Raw genomic sequence first — 17,255 nt, 5'->3', positions numbered from 1 at the left:
GAGCTGATCACGATGCATTCGGGGAAGGTGTGGAAGACGATCCGGTCGTAATCGACCTGAATGTCGACGCCGCCCTGTTGCTACAGCATCTCGTCGGCATCGACTCCTATCCGCCGGTATTGGCGCTGCTGCCGAATATCTACCGCATCGAGGATCGGGATCGGGTGTATGCCGTAGTCGCCGCGCAGCTCACCGAAGTGGGCGTGCTCGAGGGCGGGCGGGTGCACCCGGTCGTCGAGCATTGGCTGCGGTGTCTCTACCGGCCGGACGTGGAAATGGCGGTACGGATCCTGGACACCGGCTTGGATGGCGAGCCGAAAGGAATGCTGCGGATGTCGCTGGTGCGCGCGGGCGAGACCCACGTGCTCGCGGTGCGCTCCGACGACCACGTCGTCATCCAGGCGGTGTTCCAGGCCGACCGCCGGCTCGACACCTTGTCGGCTGCCGTCGCGGCCGCGCTGGGTCCGGCGCCGGTGCTGCGGTTCGAGCCGGTCGCCGCGAGGGTCGAGGAATTCGGCGAGATTCCCGACGATCGGGACGAAGCGCGCCGTGCCATGGAGGAGCTCGGTGCGCAACCGCATACCGCCGCGGTGCTGAGCCGGGTCCCGGACGAGGTGGTCCGACGGGCGGAGGTGGTGCTCATCGAGCACCACGACGGCAGCTCGGCGCAGCCGGTATCCAGCGTGAACGTGGTGGATACCCGGTCGGGGCGAATGATCGTGACGCCGAGCGTCGCGATGGACGGACAGCAGTGGGCGAGATACGCGCCGGGCGATGACGCGGCCTTGCGGTCGGGTATCGGGGCTCTGGTCGAGCTGTTGCCCGGTCGAAGTTGGTTCGACACCAGCAGAGTGAATTGAACGTCGAGCCGAGTTTGTCGAGAGGACGACGGAAATGAACCGAGCACCGAGCATCAACGGTCATGCGGCCGAGTCCGCGCGCGCTCGCGGCGGTTACGACGCGTACTTCGCACCGACGAACGAGCTGTCCGACGCGGCCGTCGCGCCGGGCCCCGCGCCCGAAATCCGCCAGGACGCCGACGAGTTCACCCATGTAGACCCGGTGAGCGGCCCGTCGCGCGAGTCGCAGGCGTCGGCAGCGGACCCCGATCCTCGTTCCCCGCAGGCCGTCGTGACGCCGCCGGCCGCCGGCGCGAGCGTGCCGCCTGCGCAGGCGAATAGGAACACAGCGTATCCGAACACGTTCCCGGCCCAACCGAATGTGCCTGCGCCGCAGACGGACACGCCCCAGACCCGAGTGAATGTGCCTGCGCCGCAGGCGAGCACGCCCCCGCCTGAATATTCGGCAGAATCGCCGGCGTCCGCACCGCGGGCGACGCAGCATCATTCGGTACAGCAGCGGTCCGCAGAGCAGTTCGTGGCCGGCCCGTCCGCCGCCACGCCGTCTGGAGCGATCGCGCGTACCGACGCGACGTCCGCGAATCAGGAGTGGTCGTCCGGATCGGCGACTCCCTGGGTCCCCGACCGCGTCGACCACACCGCCTACGAGCCGACGCCGCGCATCGAAGTGCTGCCCGCCGCGCTCAGCTCGATCGAACTGCTCGCCGACATCTCCGCCGCGAAGCGGGCGCAACTGCGCTCCAACTCCGGTGTGCGCGGCGCCCTGAACAAGGTCGGCTTCAATCTCGGGCTTTCGCCCGCGGAGCAGCGCGCCGAGGACCGCAAGTCGCGAATCCGGCGCCAGCTCACCACGACCTATCAGATCGCGGTGATCAGCGTGAAGGGCGGCGTCGGCCGCACCACCACCGCGGCGACGCTCGGCTCGACCTTCGCAGGCCTGCGCCCGGACCGGGTCGTCGCGATCGACGCGAACCCGGACTTCGGCGACCTCTCGACCCGCACCTGCCGGCACCCGTACGGCTTGACCCTGCGCGATCTGGCGCAGTCACAGAATCTCGACGCGTTCTCCGCGGTGCAGTCGTTCACCTCGATCAACTCCTCGGACCTCGCGGTGATCGCCTCGCCGTGGAGCACCGAGGCCACCGAGGCGTTGTCCGGCCGGGAGTACAGCACCGCCGTGGAAGTCCTGCGCAAGCACTTCAATCTGCTGGTGGTCGACTGCGGGACGGGGGTACTGGATTCGGTGACGGCGACGGTGCTGCAGACCAGCGACGCCGTCGTGGTCGTCACTCCGGCCACCGTCGGCGGCGTCACGGGCGCGGTGGCCACCTTGAACTGGCTGAGTTCCCATGGCCTGCAACATCTGATCGCGAAGTCGATCGTCGGCATCGTGCATCATCAGCCGCTGAAGCCGACCGTGGACGTGGACGCGATCGAGAAGTTGTTCGAGACCGCGCAGCGCCCTACCTGTGTACTGCCCTACGACGCGCATCTGGCCGAGGGCGGCGAGATAGACCTGCGGCTGTTGGAGAAGGAGACCGTGCTCGCGTTCGAGGAACTGGCCGCCTGGCTGGCCGATGGATTCCCTGGATACCTCTCCAGCGGCGCCGAGAACTCCGGTGACCGCGGAGGATGGCGATGAGTACCGCCGTCGCGCCCGCGCCTGCCGGGACACAGCCGTCGGCGGAGGTCGCACGCGCTCGCATCGCCGTGATGGTCTCCACCTATCAGGTCGATGTGGTGGTGCCGACCAAGTTCACCATCGAGACCTTCATCGACGACCTGCTGGTCGTGCTCGCCTCGGCGATCGACGACGAGAACGTCGATTTCACTCCGCCGCAAGGCCAGTGGAGCCTGGCCCGCCCGGGCGAGCCGCCGATCCCGCGCTGGCGCAGCCTGGCCGACCACGACGTCACCGACGGCACGGTGCTGATGCTGTCGGTGGTCGAGTCGGCGGAGGTGTTCACACCCGTGGTCGAAGACATCACCGACGCCCTGGCACTGATCAACGAGCGCGAGTTCGCCGAGTTCGACGCGAACACCGCCGCGATCGTCGGTCTGGCCGTGCTCGGAATCGGTGCGTCGGCGGTGGCTGCCATGCTGGCGTGGTCGTGGACCATGACCGGTTCGACGCTGTGGTGCGGCGTGCCCGCCTTGCTGCTCGGCGGGCTGTGCTGGGCGGGCGCCGCGCTGTCGCGCAGGCGCACCGCTCCGGCGATGATCACCCTCGGCTTGACGCTGGCGGCGACACCGCTACTGTTCGCGGGCGGGGCGATGCTGGTGCCGCCCGCCTACGGCCGGCCGGGCCCGTTCGCCGCGGCCAATCTGGCGGCCGGAGCGGTGGTCGCAGCGGTGGCCGCCGCCACCATGATGCGGTTGAGCAGGATGGGCATCGCTACGTTGATGGCGGTGACGGTGCTCGGCGTCGCGCTGACCGCCGCGGCCTTGCCGTTGACCTATCTGGATCTGTCCATCGGGCAGGTGGCGGGCGGCGTGGTGTTCGGCGGGATCGTGCTGCTGACCATGGCGCCGCGGGTGGCCGTGGTCATCGCGCGCATCCGGCCGCCGGATCTGCCCGATCCGGGTAACGAGGTCTCGCCGACGACGCTGACCGACATCTTCGACGCGGAGACGGTGCGCGAAGGGGACGAGCACACCGCGGTCGGCGAACGGCAGCGCATTGCCGACGAGGCCGGTATCGAGGGCCGCGCGCGGCTCGCGGTGACCAGCCTGCGCGGGCTGATCGCCGCGATGTCCACGGTGCTCGCGTTCTCGGCGGTGATCTCGGCCGCGGTCAGCCCCGGTGGCGTCCGCGAGATCGTCATGGGGACAGCGATCGGCGGCCTGCTGGCGATGCGCGCGCGCTGGCACCCCGACCGAGTCCAGGCGATCGCGCTGATCGCCGGGTCCGTGGTCACCGTGTGCGGGATCGGCTTCGTCGAGGTGGGCGCCTACCAGACCCCGGTCGCGCGTCTCGTGGTCGGGCTCGTGGTGGTGTTGGCGGCGTGCGCCGCGTGTGTCGCCGCGCTGCGGCTTCCGGGCAAGCGGTTGTCCCCGGTCACCCGCCGTGTCATCGACTTGGTGGAATACGCGCTGATCCTGGTGGTCCCGGTGATCGCCTTCTGGACCATGGGCGTCTACACCGCTATGCGAGGAATCTGATGAGGGTCGGCAGTGCCGCGGTCGCGGTTCTGGCCGGGGTGACGCTGGCGATCACCGCGGGCCCCGCTGTCGCGCTGGAGCCACCGCAGGTCGTGGTCGGCTCGCCGCCCGCGGACGACCCGCCGGGCCCCGAGGAGCCGATGAAGCAGCAGAAGGGCTGCCTGGCCGCGGGCGTGCTGCCCGACAGCGACCTCAGTCGTACTCCGCCGGCGGAGCTGGCACTGGATCTGCGCCGCGCCAAAGCGCTGAGCAGCGGCGCCGGAGTGACTGTCGCCGTCATCGATACGGGGGTGCAGCCCCACCCGCGTCTGCCCAACCTGGTCGGCGGTGGTGACTACCTCGCCGCGGGCGGCGACGGACTGTCCGACTGTGATGCGCACGGCACGCTGGTCGCCGGAATCATCGGCGCCGCAGCGGATCCCACGGACGGATTCGCCGGTGTGGCGCCGGACGCGCGGATCATCTCGCTCCGCACCCGCTCGGGCGCGTTCAGTCCCGAACGCCCGAGCTCCGACCCGAGTCAACGGACCGCCGCCGAGATCCGGACCCTGGCCAGGGCGATCACTCGCGCCGCGAACCAAGGCGCCGGTGTGATCACCGTGTCGCTGCCGATCTGCATGCCGGTGGACGCGCAGATGGACCAGTCCATGCTCTCGGCGGCCATCGGCTATGCCGTTCATGTGCGCGGCGCGCTCATCGTGGCCGGCGCGGGCAACGCCGGGGGCGGCGCCAATTGCGCGCAGAACCCGGACATCGACCCGACGCGCCCCGCCGACCCGCGCAACTGGCGCGACGTGAAGACGATCTCCACGCCGGGGTGGTTCGGCGCCGACGTGCTCACGGTGGGATTCACCACCGCGACCGGCGCTCCGATGCCGGATTCGCTCACCGGACCGTGGGTTTCGGTCGCCGCACCGGGCACCGGCATCGAATCGCTCGGCCCGAGCGGAGGCGGTCTGATCAACGGCGTCGGTGAACCGGACAAGCTGGTTCCGGTCGGCGGCGCGTCGTTCGCCGCGGCCTATGTCAGCGGCGTGGCCGCGCTGTTGCGTTCGCGGTTCCCCAACGAGACTCCGCGCGACATCGCCTCCCGGCTGCAAGTCGGCGCGCACGCTCCGGCGCGCGGCATCGACAACATGGTGGGCGCGGGGATGATCGACCCGCCGGCCGCCCTGAGCTATCGCACACCGCCGCAGCAACCCGCGGGACTGTTCCGGTCCTCGGAACTGCCGATTCCTCCTCCGCCGCGCGCCAAGGATCCGCGTCCCGCCGTCACCGCGACCGTCGTCATCCTGGCTGCCGTGCTGCTCGGGCTGGCGGGAAGCCACCTGAGTTCCGCGATGCGGAGGCGCCGGTGAGTTTTCCGAGCGTGCGGGTCGCCGGCGTCGAGCGTGGTCCGTTCGCCGCCTTCGTCGTCATCGGCAGTCCCCTGTTGGTCGGGCTGTCGGCGAAGACACCGTGGTGGGTGAGCGCGGTGGTGGTCACGGTCCTGGTGACGACGGTGACCGTCCGGGTGAACGGGCGCACCGGAATGCGCTGGCTGCTGGACTGGACTGCTTACCGCACCGGCCGGACCGCGCGGGCGCGCGAACGCACACAGTCGGCGAAGATTCGGGACGTACCGGTCGCCGCGGGCGTGTGCGGCGTCAACGAGGCGGGAGACACGCTGATCGCGATGATCCAGCTCGCGCCCAACCTCGATCTGCCCACCGTGATCGCCGAGCGAACCCTCTACACCGAGGACACCATCCCGGTCGAGTTGCTGCTTCCGATGCTGGACCAGTTCGGCATCTCGGTCGACATCGACATTGTCACGACCGGTCAGCGGGTCCGCTCCAGCGGTAGCTACAGCATGCTCTATGACCAGCTGATCGGTTCCCACCCCGTGGTCGGGGACCGGCTGACCTGGCTGGTGGTCCGGCTGGATCAGGAACGCAACCTGGCGGCGCTGAGCAAGCGCGGGCCGTGCGCGGTGGTCGCCCCGAAAGCACTGGCCAGCGCCACCCATCGGATCGCGGGTCGCCTGCGCGAGCGAGGTATCGCGGCGCACGCACTGCCCGCCGCCGCCTTGCGGGACGCGACGCGACTGCTGCACGCGGGAATCGAACTGTCCGACCTGCGGGAAACCTGGAGCAATCTGGAGACGTCGGTGCCCGGCCGGTGTGTGACCAGCTTCCTGATCGACTGGTCGCGGCTCGGCGGGGTGGGCCTGGACGACTGCTGGACCTGGAACCGCGGCCGCACCACCCTGGTGGTGAGCCTGACCTCCGACATCGAGGGGCCTCGCGCCCTGGTCCGGTTCATCGGTCCGGCTGTCACCAGCCAACCGCCGGACTATTTGCGGCTGGTGGGTGGCGACCAGTCGACGGCCCTGCTGGCGTCGTTGCCGACCGGAGTCTCCATCCGCGCCTTGCGCGGCTTCGAGTCCGGCGCCGACATCGCGCCCGAGGATCTCGCTGCCGAGCTGGTCATCGCGATCGGCCCGAACGGCCAGATCCTCGGCGCGATCAGCGGTCAGCCGCGCCACACGCTGGCGCTGCCGCTGTTCGACCCGGCCCGGTTCAATCCGCGCAGGCGCAGCATCGACGTCCATGCCAAGCTGCCCGTCGCCCAGCAGATCATCCTGCGCGCGATGGTGGTCGGCGCGGACGTGGAGATTCATTCGGCGCGGCCGGACAGCTGGCGTCAACTGGTCACCGCGGTCGGCGACCCGCGTTCCATGCGCATGGCCGATCCGGGCGATGGGCACACCGCGGCGGACACCACGGAGGTGGAGCCCCCCGCCACCATCGCGGTCTTCGATCATCTGCCGCCGCGCGCGTCCAGCGCGCACACGACGGTCACCATCAGCGAGCCCGGCGGTCCGCGCAGGCGTGCGGTCGATCTCGCGATCAACCAGGTCAGCGCGACCGCGGTGGACGTGAGCATTCCGATGCGCACGGTGCGGGTCGAGCTCATCGAGCCGAGAGGCGAAACCCGATATTTCGATACTGTCGACGGCCCGCCCGCGCATCCCGTGGGGGCATCCGGACCCGTGGTTGCACCTGCGCAACCCGGTGGCCGTCGCGTGAGCTGATGGGAGTGGTCGGTTAATGTCTATCACCGTGGTAGCGGACACCCATTCCGATGGCGGCGAACTCCCTCATCAGGACGTCGGGGACGCGCTAACCCCGAGACAGGCCGCCGCGGCGATCTTTTCCAGCCGGTTGTCGGAGCTGATCGCGGAATCCGTCGTCTCGACCGAGGACGGATCGACGCGGTCGCTGACGCTCTACTCGCTGGCGCAGCATTTGGAACTGGCCTACCCGGACGTGCCGGTGTCGCAGTCCGGCCTGTACCGGCTGATCCACGGCGACGCGATCCCGCGCCTGGACTTGGTGATCGCGCTGGCTCGCGTCTTCGACGTGCCGCCGGAGTATTTCGTGACCGAGGAGAAGAAGCGCTGATCCGGCCGGAAAGCTGTTCTCTCCAGCGGGAATAGCGCCGGTCTCGGCGGGCGGCCGCGGCCGGATACGATCCGGATCATGCCCGTCGAGGACCCGGGAGACGTCTTTCTCCGTCATCGAGGTGCGGTCCTCGACACTCTGCTCGCCGATCCTTCGTTCGGGTCCTCCGCCGCGCCGTCCGGTGACAGCGCCGGCTTCGGCAGCCTCGAGCCGGACGGCGGCCCGGAGCACAGCGTCGCGTCGATCGGGTTACCGGATCTCGACTCCGAGCCGCGCGAGGTCGCGCCGCGGCGTCGCACCGGTGACGGTCCGAAGGCGAGCGAACGGATTCTCGCGCTGCTGAACGGGCAGGCGCAGGATTCCAGCCCGGCGATGGATTTCGCGAACGACTACTCCTCGGCCGCCGCGCGAACGAACGCGCCGTCCGAGCCGGAGCCGGAACCGGAACGCGCGTCCGCCGCGACGGCCAACCGGCTCGCCCCCACGCAGCGGATCGCCAGGGACGCGCTCACCCACCTGCGCAAACCCAAAGTCGCGCTGATCGTCGCCGCGGTGCTCGCCGTGCTGTTGGTGCTGTTGCTGATCACCACCGGCGGCGAGGAGAACACGGCGAACAACCAAGTCCTGGTGGTCACGCCGCCGCCGACCTCCGTCGCACCGACCTCGGCCGCGCCGCCGGCGAGTTCGATCATCCAGCCGAAGTCCGCGGACTCGAAATGCCCGCCCGGCAGCACCTCGGCGATGGACGCTTTCGGTGGTCAGACGGGCAAGGCGTGGTCGTGCGTGCGCGCCTACAAGGTCGACGGTCAGGTCATCACCGTCAATCTGGGCAAGACTTATCAGATCGACTCGATCGGCATCGTGCCCGGCTGGGATCACATCGGTGCGGACGGCACCGATCAATGGGCGAAATACCGTACCGTCAGCCGGGTTTCCTACCAGTTCGACGACGGCAACAAGACCGTCTACACGCAGCCGACCCTCGATCAGCGGACGCTGGTGGTGACCAAGATCGAGCCCGCGGTGACTGCCTCGAAGATCGTGCTGACCGTGCTGGAGTCCAAGGGCGATCCGTCGATCAACACCACCGCCATCTCGTCCATCGTCATCACGGGGCACTGAGGTGTCCGTGCCGTCCGAACTGGTCTGCCGCTACTGCTCGCATCGCAACACCGGTGCCGATTCCCGGTGTGCGCATTGCGGAGCGCCGCTGCGCGCGGCCGTGGACACGATGACATCCGCCGCGGAGAAGCTGCCCGTCCAGGCCGCCGAAGTCGCCGAGAAGGCCGGCGGCGAGGCGAAAAGGTTTGTGGCCAAGACATATCCACGCCGGCAGTGGCAGGCGGTCGGCGTGCTCGCGCTGCTGATGGTCGTGGCCGTCGTCTGGGGACTGCGGTCCTGTTCGCCATCGCTGCCGTCGCTTACCCAGGGGAGCGCGCCGGTCCAGGCCATGCCGGATCTGCTGCGCACGGCGGCGACCTGTCAACCGCTGGATTCCGGCGGGCAGCGGGACACGTGCGTCATCGCCGCCACCGACCCGATGTTGTTCGGCAACATCGCGGGCGGCCGGGACCTGACCTTCTATGCCGAACTCCTACCGCGGGATCGCTTGGCCGAGAGCATCTCTCGATGGCGCGGCGCGGGCGGGACGGCGCTGGTCGACGGTCCTGTCTACGCGGCGATCGGACCCTCGGCAACCGTCTGGTACGCGGACACCCGGACCGGCTTCCGGTTGGAGACAGCCAACTTCGCCGGTCGAACGGGCGCGCAGACCTTCCTGTCGCGTGCGGGCCTGGTCCGCTGACGTAGCAGCGCCTTGCCCGCCGAGCCGGGAAATACCTGATCTGGCCCTCCGAACTCGTGTCCGCCAGGCGGAAACTTTGTTACACTGTCTATCGTACCGTTAGATAACGGTACATTGTTTAGAGTACGAATTACGTGCGAGCGCAGTTCTCGGGAAGGCAACGGATCGATGGTGGCAACCACCCAGCAGACGATTTCACCGAAGCGGTTCCGCGATGATCCGACCGACCTGGAAGCGGCCTACTTCCGGTGGATCCAGCCGGGATCCTCGACGTCGGCGATCACGGATCGGGCCGAGCGGATCTTCCGTCAGCATCTGGAGCTGGCGGCCACGCGCGCGCCCGGTTCGGCGACCACCCGCGTCTACCGGCCGGACGACAGCGCCGGAGTCGGCGCCGCGATCCAGATCGTCAACGACGACATGCCGCTGCTGGTCGACTCGGTGACCGCCGCGCTGCGCCGCGTGGGCGCCACGGTCACCGAGGTTGTGCATCCGGTGTTCGACGTCGCGCGCGACGCCGACGGCCGGGTGCTGTCCATCGCGCCCCGCGACGGCGTGGCCGAATCGGCGGGCGCGGCCGACGGGCGGACACTGCGCGAGTCGTGGATCCACGTGCAGCTGGGCGCGGGCCTGTCCGACGAACTGGTGGACCGGATCGAGCAAGCCCTGCCGCCGCTGCTGGCCGACCTGCGTCGCGTCGCCGACGACACGCCGACCATGGTCGAGGTGCTCGATACCGTTGCCGACCAGCTCGATCAGTCGGCGCGATGGGCAGGCGACGCGGAGATCCCGCAGACCGCCGGGCTGCTGCGCTGGCTGTCGGACGGGCACTTCACCCCGCTGGGCTACGGCTACTACGACTTCCGTCGCTCCGCGCCGAGCGCTGACGCTCCCTTCGAACCGTGGCAGCTGCCCGGCACCGGGCTCGGCATCCTCGGCAACGGCGCCACCGCGGACGTCAGCGTGCCCGTGGTCGGCGCGAAGCGCACGGTGCTGCGGATGGCCAACGGCTCGATCGACTCGCTGCTACCGGGTTCCCGCGACCTGTATTTCATCAGCGTGGCCGATTACGGCGCCAGTGACCCGAGCGGGCGGGCGGGGCGGGACGATACCGTCGAGATGGTCAAGGGCGAACACGTCTTCGTCGGCACCTTCACCGTCGCGGGCCTGCACGAGAACATCCTCGACATCCCCGTCATCTCCCGGCGCGTGCTGCAGGTCATCGAATGGGCGGGCTTCGGCCTCGATTCATTCTCCGGGCAGGCCATGCTGGAGATGATGCAGTCGTTCCCGCGGGTCGAGCTGTTCTCCACCGACGCGCGCAGGCTGTTCGAAACCGTGTCGGCGGTCATGAATCTGGGCCTGCGGCGGCAGGTGCGGCTGTTCATCCGGCGTGATTCGCGCAGCGACACCATCTACTGCCTGGTCTACCTGCCGCGCGACCGCTACTCCACCGAGGTCCGGGTGCGCATGAGCGAGATCCTGCGCGAGCGGTTCGACGCCGAACAGATCGCGTACTCGGCGCGGGCCACCGAATCGGAGCTGGCCGTCATCTATTTCACCGTGCACCGCAAGCCGGGCGCCGATGCCGCCGACATCTCCGAGGACAATCGCGAGCGGATCCAGGAGCTGCTACTGGCGACGACCTGGACCTGGGGTGACCGGCTGGTCGCCGAGGCCGCGGGCGCGTCGGACGTGCCGCAGGCGCTGGCCACCGACTACGCGGCGGCGTTCCCCACCAGCTACCAGCAGGAGCACGGGCCCGGCCACGGGCTCACCGATCTGCGCCGCCTCGAGCGGCTGGCGGACGGCGAGATCGACACCGATCTCTACCGCCAGGGCGACTGCGCCGCGCCGGAATGGCGATTCACGCTCTACGTCGCGGGCGAGGGCGTCTCGTTGAGCCGGGTGCTGCCGGTACTGCACAGCCTCGGTGTGGAGGTGGTCGACGAGCGGCCCTATCGCGTCGTGCTCGCGGACCGGCCGGACCGCTGGATCTACGACTTCGGGCTGCGGGTGACCGCGGCGCCGCTGCGGGAAGCGCTCGCCGCCGAGCCGCCCGCGCAGCTGGCGCACTCCGTGGATGCCGCGTCGCTGCCGGAAACCAGTGTGCGGCGCCGTTTCCCGGATGCCGTGAGCGCGATGTGGTTCGGCCGCGTCGAAGTCGACGGCCTCAACGAACTGGTCCTGCGCGCCGGCTTGCACTGGCGTGAGGTTGCCCTGCTGCGGGCCTACGCGAAGTACTTGCAGCAAGCCGGGTTCGCCTACACCTTCGGAAACATCACCCGCGTGCTGCTGACCCATCCGGCGACGGCGCGGTCGTGCATCGAGTTGTTCGCGGCGTACTTCGACCCGGACCGCGTCGAGGCGCAGGCCGCGGGCCGGGCCGCGGAGATCGCCGAGCGGGTGCAGGCCGAGATCGACGCGGTGGTCAGCCTGGACACCGACCGCATCCTGCGCGCGCTGTTCGGCCTGATCGAGGCGACCCTGCGCACCAACTACTACCGGCGCGACGAGGCCGCAGCCGCGCTGGACTACCTCTCGGTCAAGCTGAATCCGCACGCGATCGCTGAACTGCCGAAGCCGAAGCCGCAGTTCGAGATTTTCGTGTATTCGCCGCGGGTGGAGGGTGTGCATTTGCGTTTCGGTTCGGTGGCGCGTGGTGGTTTGCGGTGGTCGGATCGGTTGGAGGATTTCCGCACGGAGGTTCTCGGCCTGGTCAAGGCGCAGGCGGTGAAGAATGCGGTGATCGTGCCGGTCGGCGCGAAGGGCGGTTTCGTGGTCAAGCAGCCACCCGCGCCCACCGGCGATCCTGCGGCGGACCGGCAGGCCTTCGGCGCGGAAGGCGTCGCCTGCTACCGCACGTTCATCTCCGGCCTGCTGGATATCACCGACAATGTCGATCGCGCGACCGGTGAGGTTCTTCCGCCGGCGCGGGTGGTGCGTCGGGATGGGGATGACACGTATCTGGTGGTGGCGGCGGATAAGGGCACGGCGACGTTTTCCGATATCGCGAATGATGTGGCGGGGAGTTACGGTTTTTGGTTGGGTGATGGGTTCGCGTCGGGTGGTTCGGCGGGGTATGACCATAAGGCGATGGGTATTACCGCCAAGGGTGCGTGGGAGAGTGTCAAGCGGCATTTCCGGGAGATGGAGATCGACACGCAGGTTCAGGACTTCACGGTCGTGGGTGTTGGTGATATGAGTGGTGATGTGTTCGGCAACGGTATGTTGTTGTCGGGGCACATTCGTTTGGTGGCTGCGTTCGACCACCGGCATATCTTCTTGGATCCTGATCCGGATGCGGTGCGTTCGTATCGGGAGCGGCAGCGGTTGTTCGCGTTGCCGAGGTCGTCGTGGGCGGATTACGACACGTCACTGATCAGCCCCGGCGGCGGGGTCTACGATCGCTCCGCCAAGGCGATCCCGATGACGCCCGAGGTCCGCGCGGCGCTCGACCTGCCCGCGAGTGTCACCACCCTGTCGCCGCCGGAGATGATCAAAGCCATTCTCCTGGCTCCGGTGGATCTGTTGTGGAACGGCGGTATCGGCACCTACATCAAGGCGAGTACCGAGACCAACGCGGAGGTGGGCGACAAGTCCAACGACGCGGTTCGGGTCAACGGGGATCAGTTGCGGGTGAAGGTGATCGGGGAGGGCGGTAATCTCGGCGCCACGGCCCTCGGGCGGATCGAGTTCTGCCGCAACGGCGGGCGGATGAACACCGACGCGCTGGACAACTCGGCGGGTGTGGACTGCTCCGACCACGAGGTCAATATCAAGATCCTGCTCGACGCCGTCGTCTCCAGCGGTGAGCTCGCCGTCGACGAGCGCAACCCGCTGCTGGCCTCGATGACCGACGAGGTCTCCGAACTGGTGCTGCGGGACAACATCTCACAGAACTTCCGGCTCGGGATGTCGCGGGCCGACGCGGCGGGCATGTCCGGGGTGCACGCCAGGCTGATCAACGACCTCGAGCAGCGCCGCGGTCTGGACCGCGAACTCGAAGCGCTGCCGACCGAGGCGGAACTGGCCCGCCGCGCCGCCGCCGGGACCGGGCTCACCTCGCCCGAACTGGCGAACCTCATGGCGCACGTCAAACTTTCGCTCAAGGCCGACCTGCTGGCCGGTGATCTGCTCGACAGCGCGGCCTTCGCGTCGGTGTTGCCCGCCTACTTCCCCGCGCCGCTGCGGGAGCGGTTCGGCGCGGCGATCGGCAGGCACCCGCTGCGGCGCGAGATCGTGGCCACTGTCGTGATCAACGAGATGGTGGACTACGGCGGCATCACCTACGCCTTCCGCCTCGCCGAAGAGGCCGGGGCAACCACCGACGACGCGGTGCGCGCGTACCGGGCGGCGGTGGAGATCTTCGATCTGCACGCGCTGTGGGAGCGGATCAGGCAGACCCCGATGTCCACGGCGGCGCGCAACGAACTGGAACGGGAGACCAAGCGCACCCTGGATCGGGCCGCGCGCTGGCTGCTGTCCAACCGGCCGCAGCCGATCGCGATCGGCGCGGACATCGCCAGGTACCGCGAGGGCGTGCGCGCCCTCTCCGGCCAGGTGCCCGGGTGGCTGACCGGCTACCTCGGCGACGACCTCGCCGAGCGTTCGCGGGGGTCCATCACCCGCGGCGCGCCGCGGGAACTGGCCGAGGAGGCGTTCGGGTTGATCCACCGCTTCCCGCTGCTGGACGTCATCGACCTGGCCGATATCGCCGATCGCGAGCCCGCCGAGGTCGCGCAGCTGTACTACGCGCTCAACGAGCACTTCCAGATCGAACGGCTGGTGACCGCGGTGGGCAAGCTGGAGCGCGGCGGGCGCTGGCGGGCGCTGGCCCGGCTGGCGGTCCGCGAGGATCTCTACGACTCGCTGCGGTCGCTGACCCGCGACGTGCTGACCGCGACCGAACCGCAGGACAGCACCGAGGAGAAGATCGCGTACTGGGAGTCGACCAACCGGTCGCGGCTGGCCCGTGCCGGCGCATCGCTGGCGCAGATCTTCGCCGCCGAGACGCACGATCTCGCGGCGCTGTCGGTGGCGGCGCGGCAGGTGCGCGGCATGGTCAGCGGCGGTGAGTCGACCGTCGCAGCGACGGTCGCGGGCTGATCTGCACCCGATGCCCGGAGGCAGGCGCTCGGCGTCAGCCTCCGGGCATCGGCGTTCCGCAGTTGCCACAGAACTTGGCGCCGGACGTCGTTTCCGAGCCGCAGTTCGGGCAGTGCCGCGGTTGCGGGGCGAGACGCGCTCCGCAATTCATGCAGAACTTCGCGCTCGCCGGATTCGCGGACCGGCAAGCGGCGCAGTGCGTCTGGGCGGTCTGCGGCGCGTCGGCGGGCAGCTGCGGCGCGGGGGATTGGTTGGCGACGTGATGGCCGATCGCGTTCAGGCTCAATGCCGCGCCGAGGAATCCGCCTTCGACGCCGTGCTGGTGCCCGCGCGCGAACCCTTGACTCGCGCCCAGCGCGAGCTCGCCCGCGGCGTAGCGCTGGAAATCGCCGGTGAGATTGATGTACTTGACGTCCTTGGCCAGTCGCTTCAGCCGGTCGGCGTCCTCCGGCGCCAGGCTGATGTCGAAGTTACCCATCCGCGGGATGCGCAATCCGTATTCGTAGAGCGCGGTGTTGGTCTGGTGCAGCACCGCGTGCTCGATGGGTTGCAGCTGCGCCGAGAGTCCCAGCACCGGCCAGTCGCCGCCCGCGACCCCTCGGGTCACCGCCATCCTCATGGATTTGAGCAGCAGGTCGGCGCACCAGTTCGATACCCGGTCCTGGTCGGTGAGATCGGCGGTGCCCGCGAGCGCGGTGAGCAGTTCGGCCGGATCCCGGACGGTCAGGGCGAATTCGCCGAAGACGCGCAGCGTCACCACCTGCTCGCTGACCGGGTCGAGGATGTCGTCGAGCCGCCCCCCGAAACGAATCCCGGGAAACTCCCTGGTGGAGACGAAATACAGTTCGGCGCGGTAGAAATTGCCGCCGGTCAGGGTGTCGACGAGCGCGCCGAGCACCGGTAACTCGTCGGCGTCGATGCGGTGGCGCCCCGGGCCCATCGCACCCACCACCCGCCCGGACTTCAGGAAGAGGGCGATCTGGTCGGCATCGACCAACGCGCGGCTGTAGCGGCGGATGTTGACGTCCGGCCACTTGTAGACCAGTTGGTTCTTGCGGTCCTCGGGGACCGCGATGAATTCCCGCTCGAACCAGGCCATCTGCGCTCCTCATCCGCATTGTCTAAAGTAGCGTACCGATAATCGGTGGCACGATCAATGGAAGAAAGGCGGTCGTCGCTGCTCAGACACCGTTTTGTCACGGTCTTAGATGTCCGGGATGTTACAAACCGCGAATCGCTATTGAACGCACCGCTAGCTAACGGTACATTGAGCGAAGTTATGATCGCCGTCACCTGAAAGGCCATCGCCATGACCACAATTCGACCACCCGCGGATGCGCCCGCGCAGGCTGCCGCGCTCGAAGACGAGGACTCGGGCTACCACAAGTCGCTGCGCCCGCGGCAGCTGCAGATGATCGCGATCGGTGGGGCGATCGGCACCGGCCTGTTCCTCGGTGCGGGTGGTCGGCTGGCCAGTGCGGGTCCCGGCCTGTTCCTCGTATACGCCATCTGCGGCGTGTTCGTGTTCTTCATCCTGCGGGCGCTCGGTGAGCTGGTGCTGCATCGCCCCTCCTCGGGATCGTTCGTCTCCTACGCCCGCGAGTTCTACGGCGAGAAACTGGCCTTCGCGGTCGGGTGGATGTACTTCTTCCACTGGTGCATGACCGGGATCGTAGACATCACCGCCATCGCCACGTATGTCCATTACTGGGGAGCGTTCCAGGCGATACCGCAGTGGACGATCGCCCTGGTGTCGCTCGCGATCGTGGTCGGCATCAACCTCGTCTCGGTGAAGTGGTTCGGCGAGCTCGAGTTCTGGGCCGCGCTGATCAAGGTGGTCGCGCTGGTCACCTTCCTGATCGTCGGCACGGTGTTCCTCGCGGGCCGCTTCGAGATCGACGGCCAGGTCACCGGCCCGAGCGTCATCTCCGGCCACGGCGGGTTGTTCCCCACCGGGCTGCTCCCGCTGGTGCTGGTCACCACCGGTGTCGTCTTCGCCTACGCCGCGGTGGAACTCGTCGGCACCGCGGCCGGTGAGGCGGAGCACCCGGAGAAGATCATGCCGCGCGCGATCAACTCCGTGATCGCCCGGATCGGGCTGTTCTACGTCGGTTCGCTGGTCCTGCTCGCGCTGCTGCTGCCCTACACCGCGTTCAAGAACGGCGAGAGCCCCTTCGTCACCTTCTTCTCGCGGCTCGGCGTGGAGGGTGCGGGCTCGGTGATGAACCTTGTCGTGCTGACCGCGGCGTTCTCCAGTCTGAACGCGGGTCTCTACTCGACCGGCCGCATCCTGCGCTCGATGTCGATGAACGGCAGCGCGCCCACCATCGCGGCGCGGATGTCCAGCGGCGGTGTGCCCTACGTCGGCATCCTCGCCACCGGCGCGGTCGCGCTCATCGGCGTCGGCCTGAACGCGGTGGTGCCGGAGCAGGCCTTCGAGATCGTGCTGAACATGTCGGCGCTGGGCACCATCTTCGCGTGGACCGCGATCGTGGTCTGCCAGCTGCAGCTGTGGCGCTGGTCGCGCACCGGCCGTGCGCAGCGGCCGTCGTTCCGGCTGGTCGGCGCGCCGTACACCAGCTTCGCGACGCTGGCGTTCCTGGCCACCGTGGTGTTGCTGATGGCCTTCAGCGACGACCACGTGCAGCGCGGTGCGGTGATCGCGATGGCCGTCATCATGGTTCCCGCGCTCGTGGGTGGCTGGTTCCTCGCGCGCAAGCGAGTGCTGCGGATCGCGGAGATCCGCCAGGGCATCACCGGTCAGTTCCCGGTCCTGGCCGAGCGGCCGCGCCGCGAATCGGGTGATCCGGTGGTGATCCTCCACAAGCCCGACGAGGAGTGAGGCAGTATCCGCCCCGGACCGTTCGTCCGGGG

11 protein-coding genes are annotated in these 17,255 nt (G+C 68.8%); 10 read left to right on the top strand and 1 reads right to left on the bottom strand.

The annotated features are described in order from the left end of the window. The first annotated feature begins 29 nt into the window (after window positions 1-29). The 9 genes from ACT89H_RS27375 to ACT89H_RS27335 all read left to right on the top strand — a co-directional run bounded on the left by ACT89H_RS27375 (window position 30) and on the right by ACT89H_RS27335 (window position 14,381). Window positions 30-860, top strand: coding sequence for an ESX secretion-associated protein EspG (locus ACT89H_RS27375; RefSeq protein WP_445111548.1), 831 nt, complete (start codon window positions 30-32; stop codon window positions 858-860). A 34-nt stretch (window positions 861-894) separates the two neighbouring features. After that, complete coding sequence (locus ACT89H_RS27370) at window positions 895-2,502, top strand: MinD/ParA family ATP-binding protein (protein ID WP_445111547.1); 1,608 nt, start codon at window positions 895-897, stop codon at window positions 2,500-2,502. Further along, window positions 2,499-4,022: a type VII secretion integral membrane protein EccD gene (gene eccD / locus ACT89H_RS27365; protein ID WP_445111546.1), complete on the top strand. Its 1,524-nt coding sequence runs from the start codon at window positions 2,499-2,501 to the stop codon at window positions 4,020-4,022. Before ACT89H_RS27370 ends, eccD begins: the two co-directional genes overlap by 4 nt. Then, entirely contained in the window at window positions 4,022-5,380 is a 1,359-nt protein-coding gene (gene mycP / locus ACT89H_RS27360) for a type VII secretion-associated serine protease mycosin (protein WP_445111545.1), read from the top strand. The genes eccD and mycP overlap by 1 nt, the downstream gene beginning before the upstream one ends. Next, window positions 5,377-7,098 (top strand): type VII secretion protein EccE, encoded by a 1,722-nt coding sequence (eccE, locus tag ACT89H_RS27355; RefSeq protein ID WP_445111544.1) that lies wholly within the window; start codon window positions 5,377-5,379, stop codon window positions 7,096-7,098. The genes mycP and eccE overlap by 4 nt, the downstream gene beginning before the upstream one ends. 16 nt (window positions 7,099-7,114) lie before the next feature. Then, window positions 7,115-7,468 carry a helix-turn-helix domain-containing protein gene (locus tag ACT89H_RS27350; RefSeq protein WP_445111543.1) on the top strand — a complete coding sequence of 118 codons (354 nt, stop codon included), beginning with the start codon at window positions 7,115-7,117 and terminating at the stop codon, window positions 7,466-7,468. Window positions 7,469-7,546: 78 nt separating this feature from the next. After that, window positions 7,547-8,590, top strand: a complete 1,044-nt coding sequence (locus tag ACT89H_RS27345) for a hypothetical protein (RefSeq protein ID WP_445111542.1) — start codon at window positions 7,547-7,549, stop codon at window positions 8,588-8,590. Between the two features lie 7 nt (window positions 8,591-8,597). Beyond that, window positions 8,598-9,272 carry a hypothetical protein gene (locus ACT89H_RS27340; RefSeq protein WP_445111541.1) on the top strand — a complete coding sequence of 225 codons (675 nt, stop codon included), beginning with the start codon at window positions 8,598-8,600 and terminating at the stop codon, window positions 9,270-9,272. 168 nt (window positions 9,273-9,440) lie between these two features. Then, the gene (locus ACT89H_RS27335) at window positions 9,441-14,381 is read left to right on the top strand and encodes an NAD-glutamate dehydrogenase (RefSeq protein ID WP_445111540.1); all 4,941 of its coding nucleotides are present in this window, start codon (window positions 9,441-9,443) and stop codon (window positions 14,379-14,381) included. 34 nt (window positions 14,382-14,415) lie between these two features. Here the strand turns inward: ACT89H_RS27335 and ACT89H_RS27330 are convergent, their stop codons facing one another. Further along, window positions 14,416-15,480, bottom strand: coding sequence for an SPFH domain-containing protein (locus ACT89H_RS27330; protein WP_445111539.1), 1,065 nt, complete (start codon window positions 15,478-15,480; stop codon window positions 14,416-14,418). A gap of 210 nt (window positions 15,481-15,690) precedes the next feature. Here ACT89H_RS27330 and ACT89H_RS27325 point away from each other — a divergent pair, with 210 nt between their 5' ends. Beyond that, entirely contained in the window at window positions 15,691-17,223 is a 1,533-nt protein-coding gene (locus tag ACT89H_RS27325) for an amino acid permease (protein WP_445111538.1), read from the top strand. The last annotated feature ends 32 nt before the right edge of the window (window positions 17,224-17,255 follow it).

This window comes from Nocardia aegles (genome assembly GCF_052545135.1).
Note: the sequence above shows the minus strand (reverse complement) of the source record. Positions and strands in the feature narration are given on the sequence as shown.

Excerpts from the sequence above, each read along its gene's own strand:
- ACT89H_RS27370 (WP_445111547.1), top strand. The coding sequence starts at position 895 with ATGAACCGAGCACCGAGCATCAACGGTCATGCGGCCGAGTCCGCGCGC.
- eccD (WP_445111546.1), top strand. The coding sequence starts at position 2,499 with ATGAGTACCGCCGTCGCGCCCGCGCCTGCCGGGACACAGCCGTCGGCG.
- mycP (WP_445111545.1), top strand. The coding sequence starts at position 4,022 with ATGAGGGTCGGCAGTGCCGCGGTCGCGGTTCTGGCCGGGGTGACGCTG.
- ACT89H_RS27350 (WP_445111543.1), top strand. The coding sequence starts at position 7,115 with ATGTCTATCACCGTGGTAGCGGACACCCATTCCGATGGCGGCGAACTC.
- ACT89H_RS27345 (WP_445111542.1), top strand. The coding sequence starts at position 7,547 with ATGCCCGTCGAGGACCCGGGAGACGTCTTTCTCCGTCATCGAGGTGCG.
- ACT89H_RS27335 (WP_445111540.1), top strand. The coding sequence starts at position 9,441 with ATGGTGGCAACCACCCAGCAGACGATTTCACCGAAGCGGTTCCGCGAT.
- ACT89H_RS27330 (WP_445111539.1), bottom strand. The coding sequence starts at position 15,480 with ATGGCCTGGTTCGAGCGGGAATTCATCGCGGTCCCCGAGGACCGCAAG.
- ACT89H_RS27325 (WP_445111538.1), top strand. The coding sequence starts at position 15,691 with ATGACCACAATTCGACCACCCGCGGATGCGCCCGCGCAGGCTGCCGCG.